Raw genomic sequence first — 5,202 nt, 5'->3', positions numbered from 1 at the left:
GAGCCTTCTGGATATACCGAATAGAAAGGCTCAATAGTTTCTATATAAAAAATAAATAGTTGTTGCATAATAAAAAAAAAAGAGTATACTCTGTGTATAGAGAGACATAAAACAATTAACATACCAAACAAAAAGTTCTTTTATAAAACAGGGAGGCAATCGAAGTTATGAAGAAAAATGGAAAGAAAGTTGTAATAGGAGTAATAGGATCTGACTGTCATGCTGTAGGAAACAAAATTATCGATCACGTATTAGTGAAGCAAGGATTTGACGTTGTGAACATAGGAGTTTTATCTCCTCAAGAGGACTTTATAAACGCAGCTGTGGAAACAAATGCTGACGCAATAATTGTTTCTTCACTTTACGGTCACGGAGAACTAGACTGTCAAGGGATGAGAGAAAAGTGTGACGAAGCTGGTCTTAAAGATATCGTTCTTTATGTTGGCGGAAACATAGTAGTTGGAAAACAAACTTGGGAAGATGTTGAAAAGAGATTTGAAACTATGGGATTCGACAGAGTATATGCTCCTGGAACTGCCATTGAAATCACAGCAGAAGACCTTAAAAAAGATTTATCAATCGCATAACACTAGTCTGTATGTGTAGCTAAATTTAAAAGAATATAGAAAAGAGATGATTTTTTATGAAAGTATATCTTACTATAGATTTTGGGAGCACCTACACGAAGCTTACAGCTATAGATATAGATAGCGAAGTAATTTTAGCAACCGCTAAAGATATCACCACAATAGAAGATGATATTATGGTAGGTTACAACAGGGCTTTTGAAAGTCTGAAAACTGAAATAAGTAAAAAAGTTAATTTCGATGAAGTTGACTTTGTAAAAAAAATAGCCTGCTCATCTGCTGCAGGGGGACTAAAGATGTTTGCCATCGGACTAGTTCCTGATCTCACAGTGGAAGCGGCAAAAAAGGCAGCACTTGGAGCCGGGGCCAGAGTAATGAAAACTTATTCTTATGAACTGAGTCACAGGGAGATGCAGGAGATTAAAGACTCTAGTGCAGATATAATCCTGTTAGCAGGGGGAACCGACGGTGGAAACAAAGAGTGCATAATTCATAATGCAAAGATGATCGTTGAATTTGGTATAGGGGTTCCGGTAGTCGTAGCTGGTAATAAATCAGCTGTAGATGAAATCGAAGAGATATTTAAAGGAACCGGCGTCGACTATCAGATAGCTGATAACGTTTTACCACAGCTGAAAAAACTCAATGTGGAGCCTACAAGAGAAGAGATCAGAAAAGTTTTTATGAATAAAATTGTAGAAGCTAAAGGACTTAAAAATGCAGAAGAACTGGTAGGAGATATAGTAATGCCAACTCCTGCTGCTGTTCTGAAAGCTGCTGAGGTCCTGGCAGACGGTACTGATGAAGAAGCAGGACTAGGAGATCTTATAATAGTAGATATAGGTGGTGCGACCACAGATATACACTCTATAGGAAAAGGAGAACCTTCACAACCTGGAGTGGTAATGAAGGGACTAGAAGATCCTTACTCTAAGAGAAGTGTAGAGGGAGACCTGGGAATGAGATATTCAGCCCTCTCATTATTAGAAGCAGCAGGAACTAAAAAGCTAAGGAACTATCTAGGAGATTTAGAAAGAGAAATTGACATAAAAGACAGATGCCTTTACAGGCATGACAACATAAAAATGGTTCCTTCTAGTGAAGAGGATTTGAAATTTGATGAATCGATGGCAAAAGCTGCCACGGAATTAGCTATGAAGAGACACTGTGGATTTTTGGAATGCATCTATACTCCGATGGGGACGATGTATCACCAGGTTGGTAAAGATTTGATGGAAGCGCCTTATATAATCGGTACAGGAGGAGTAATTGTCCATAGTGAGAATCCTTCTCATATACTAAAGGCTGGAAATTTTGATTCTAGTGAACCTATATATCTGAGACCTAAAAATCCAAAATTCTTAATAGACAAATCGTATATACTTTCGGCTATGGGACTGTTTGCTCAGGATATGCCAGATATGGCAGTCAGAATTATGAAAAAATATTTAGTAGAAGCTAATTAAGGAGGCTAACGTAATGAAGTTAAAGTTTAATAGGTGGACAGAAGAAGAGTTCATGAAGGTAAGAGAAGAGGTACTAAAGCAATGGCCAACAGGAGCAGATGTTAATCTTGATGAGGCTGTAGCTTACCATAAAGCATTACCTGATCACAAGAACTTTGCAAAGAAGCTAGTAGATGCAAAAGAGAGAGGAATAACTCTAGCACAGCCAAGAGCGGGAGTTGCACTTATTGACGAGCATATTGAACTTCTTAACTTTCTAGATAATAAAGGGGGAGCAGACCTTCTTCCTTCAACAATAGATTCTTATACTAGACAAAATAAATATGAAGAGTGCGAAAGAGGAATAATTGAATCAAGAAGAGCCGGAAGATCTCTACTTAACGGATTTCCAGGTGTAAATCATGGGGTAGAAGGATGTAGAAAGGTAGTAGAATCTGTAAACCTTCCTCTTCAGTTGAGACACGGAACTCCAGATGCAAGATTACTTTCTGAAATAATGATCGCTGCTGGATTTACTTCAAATGAAGGTGGAGGAATTTCTTACAACATTCCTTATGCAAAATCAGTTTCTTTAGAAAGAACACTTCTTGACTGGCAGTATGTTGACAGACTAATCGGATGGTATGAAGAGCAGGGAGTATCAATAAACAGAGAGCCTTTCGGACCATTAACTGGAACACTTGTTCCGCCAAGTATGTCAAACGTAGTTCAAATTCTTGAGTGTGTTTTAGCTGCTGAGCAAGGAGTAAAAAACATAACACTAGGATATGGACAGTGTGGAAACTTAGTACAAGACGTCGCTGCAATAAGAGCTCTAAGAGAACAGGCTGAAGAGTACTGTGCAGAGATGGGTTATGAGAACATGATGATAACTACAGTATTCCATCAATGGATGGGTGGATTCCCTGAAGATGAAGCAAAAGCATTCGGAGTTATCTCAAATGCATCTGTTACTGCAGCACTTTCAGGAGCTACAAAGGTAATAGTAAAAACTCCTCACGAAGCAATAGGAATCCCTACAAAAGAGGCAAATGCTGAAGGGATAAAAGCTACTAAAATGGTTCTTAACTTACTAGAAGGGCAAAAACTTTCTGATTCTGAAGAGTTAACTGCTGAAGTTGCTCTTATCAAAAAAGAAGTTAAAGCTATCATGGATAAAGTTTCTGAATTAGGAAACGGAGATTTAGCTGTAGGTACAGTTAAAGCAATTGAGCAAGGAGTTATAGATATTCCATTCGCTCCATCTATGTATAATGCAGGAAAAATGCTTCCAGCAAGAGACAACCAAGGAAGAATAAGATACTTAGAAGTAGGAAATGTTCCTTTCTCACAAGAAATCATTGATTTCAACAAGTCTGCCCTAGAAGCAAGAGCTGCATTCGAAGGAAGAGAAGTTGGATTCCAACTAACTGTAGACGATATATTTGCTGTATCAAAAGGTAAACTTATTGGAAGACCTGAGTAGTATAGGATTGTTATTTTAAGGGAGTCTGAAAGGACTCCCATAAATATTGGAAATTTTGATTTGAAAATAATTTTATCTGGGAGGATATAAATGAAAATTATAGATATCGTATGTGCAGAAGGAAGAACTGGATTTTACTTTGATGACCAAAAAGCTATAAAAAACGGAGCAGCAATTGATGGAATGAACTACATCGGAGAGGCTGTAACTCCAGGATTTACGAGCATAAGACAATCAGGAGAATCGATTTCAGTTATGTTCGTTTTAGAAGATGGTCAAGTATCTCACGGAGACTGTGCAGCAGTACAATACTCTGGTGCAGGGGGAAGAGATCCTCTGTTCCTAGCAGCAGATTTCATTCCTGTAATAATGGAAAAAATCGCTCCTAAATTAATCGGAAGAGAATTAAATACTTTTAGAGAATTAGCTGAAGAGATCGACAGAATGGAAATCGACGGTAAGAAATTACATACAGCTATTAGATACGGAATCACACAGACAATCTTAGATGCAGTTGCTAAATCTAAAAAAATAACTATGGCTGAAGTTATAAGAGAGGAATATTCTACAGGTCTAGAAGTAACTAAAAGACCTATTTTCACTCAGTCTGGTGATGACAGAAAAATGAACGCGGATAAAATGATAATAAAAGGTGCAGACGTAATGCCACATGCACTTATCAACAACGTTGAAACTAAATTAGGTGTAGATGGTTCTATACTTAAAAACTACGTAGAATGGTTAAGAGACAGAGTAATAGCTCTAAGAACAGACGAAAACTATAGTCCAATATTCCACATAGATGTATATGGAACTATCGGAATGGCATTTGACCAGGATATAAAAGCTCAGGCTGACTATATCGCAACATTAGAAGAAGCTGCTAAGCCTTTTGCACTAAGAATAGAAGGTCCTATGGACGTAGATGACAGAGACAAACAAATCGAAGCATTAGCAGCTCTAACAGCTGAAGTAGATGCAAGAGGTATAAATGTAGAGCTTGTTGCAGATGAGTGGTGCAATACTTTAGAAGATATCAAACTATTTGCTGATAACAAAGCTGGGCACGTAGTTCAAATAAAAACTCCGGATTTAGGAGGAGTAAATAATATTGCTGAAGCGATCCTTTACTGTAACGAAAAAGGTATAGGTTCTTATTCTGGAGGAACTTGTAACGAAACAAACAGATCTGCTGAAGTAACTACTAACATAGCAATGGCTTGTGGAGCACTACAAGTACTTGCTAAACCTGGAATGGGTGTAGATGAAGGGTTCATGATCGTTAACAACGAGATGAACAGAGTAATGGCACTTATCAACAGAAGAAAGTAGTCATAATATATGGATGAAAAAGTAGTTCTAGGACTACTTTTTTCCATTATATAATTTCTTTGACAATAGTTGTTTAATAATTTTCTGAAATTAGTATTCATAGTAATAAAAAATAAATCAGGAATAATTTGAAAAATTTATATTTCTACATTAAAGTATAGTGAGGTCTATTGACTTTAACTAAATAGATTTAAGAGGTGAAGGATATGACTATTAACAAACCTTCTAAAGCCGGGACTTTAGAATCTAACGACATTTATGTAATGCTTATGCCTAGTGAAAATGGAATTGATATCGATCTCGAAAGTATTGTGGAGAAACAATTTGGGGAAGATATAAGAAGAGTGATAGG

General features: G+C 37.0%; 4 protein-coding genes and 1 pseudogene. All 5 read left to right on the top strand.

Annotated elements, in window-relative coordinates; genetic code table 11:
• The first annotated feature begins 167 nt into the window (after window positions 1-167).
• A complete protein-coding gene (gene glmS / locus ABZA26_RS07005; protein ID WP_372713807.1) occupies window positions 168-587 on the top strand; it encodes a methylaspartate mutase subunit S in 420 nt (139 codons plus the stop codon).
• 56 nt (window positions 588-643) lie between these two features.
• Window positions 644-2,053 carry a methylaspartate mutase accessory protein GlmL gene (gene glmL, locus ABZA26_RS07000; RefSeq protein ID WP_372713806.1) on the top strand — a complete coding sequence of 470 codons (1,410 nt, stop codon included), beginning with the start codon at window positions 644-646 and terminating at the stop codon, window positions 2,051-2,053.
• Window positions 2,054-2,066: 13 nt separating this feature from the next.
• On the top strand, window positions 2,067-3,518 hold the full coding sequence (locus tag ABZA26_RS06995) for a methylaspartate mutase subunit E (RefSeq protein WP_372713805.1): 1,452 nt from the start codon (window positions 2,067-2,069) through the stop codon (window positions 3,516-3,518).
• 90 nt (window positions 3,519-3,608) lie between these two features.
• Complete coding sequence (locus tag ABZA26_RS06990; RefSeq protein WP_372713804.1) at window positions 3,609-4,850, top strand: methylaspartate ammonia-lyase; 1,242 nt, start codon at window positions 3,609-3,611, stop codon at window positions 4,848-4,850.
• A gap of 206 nt (window positions 4,851-5,056) precedes the next feature.
• Window positions 5,057-5,202: pseudogene (locus ABZA26_RS06985) on the top strand (citrate lyase ACP); the annotation flags it as partial.

The organism is Ilyobacter sp. (assembly GCF_041583315.1).
Lineage (GTDB): Bacteria > Fusobacteriota > Fusobacteriia > Fusobacteriales > Fusobacteriaceae > Ilyobacter.
The sequence above is the reverse complement of the archived record's forward strand: the minus strand, read 5'-3'. Positions and strand labels throughout refer to the sequence as shown.

Bases quoted from the DNA above. Each gene is read 5' to 3' on its own strand.
- glmS (WP_372713807.1), top strand. From the start codon at position 168: ATGAAGAAAAATGGAAAGAAAGTTGTAATAGGAGTAATAGGATCTGAC.
- glmL (WP_372713806.1), top strand. From the start codon at position 644: ATGAAAGTATATCTTACTATAGATTTTGGGAGCACCTACACGAAGCTT.
- ABZA26_RS06995 (WP_372713805.1), top strand. From the start codon at position 2,067: ATGAAGTTAAAGTTTAATAGGTGGACAGAAGAAGAGTTCATGAAGGTA.
- ABZA26_RS06990 (WP_372713804.1), top strand. From the start codon at position 3,609: ATGAAAATTATAGATATCGTATGTGCAGAAGGAAGAACTGGATTTTAC.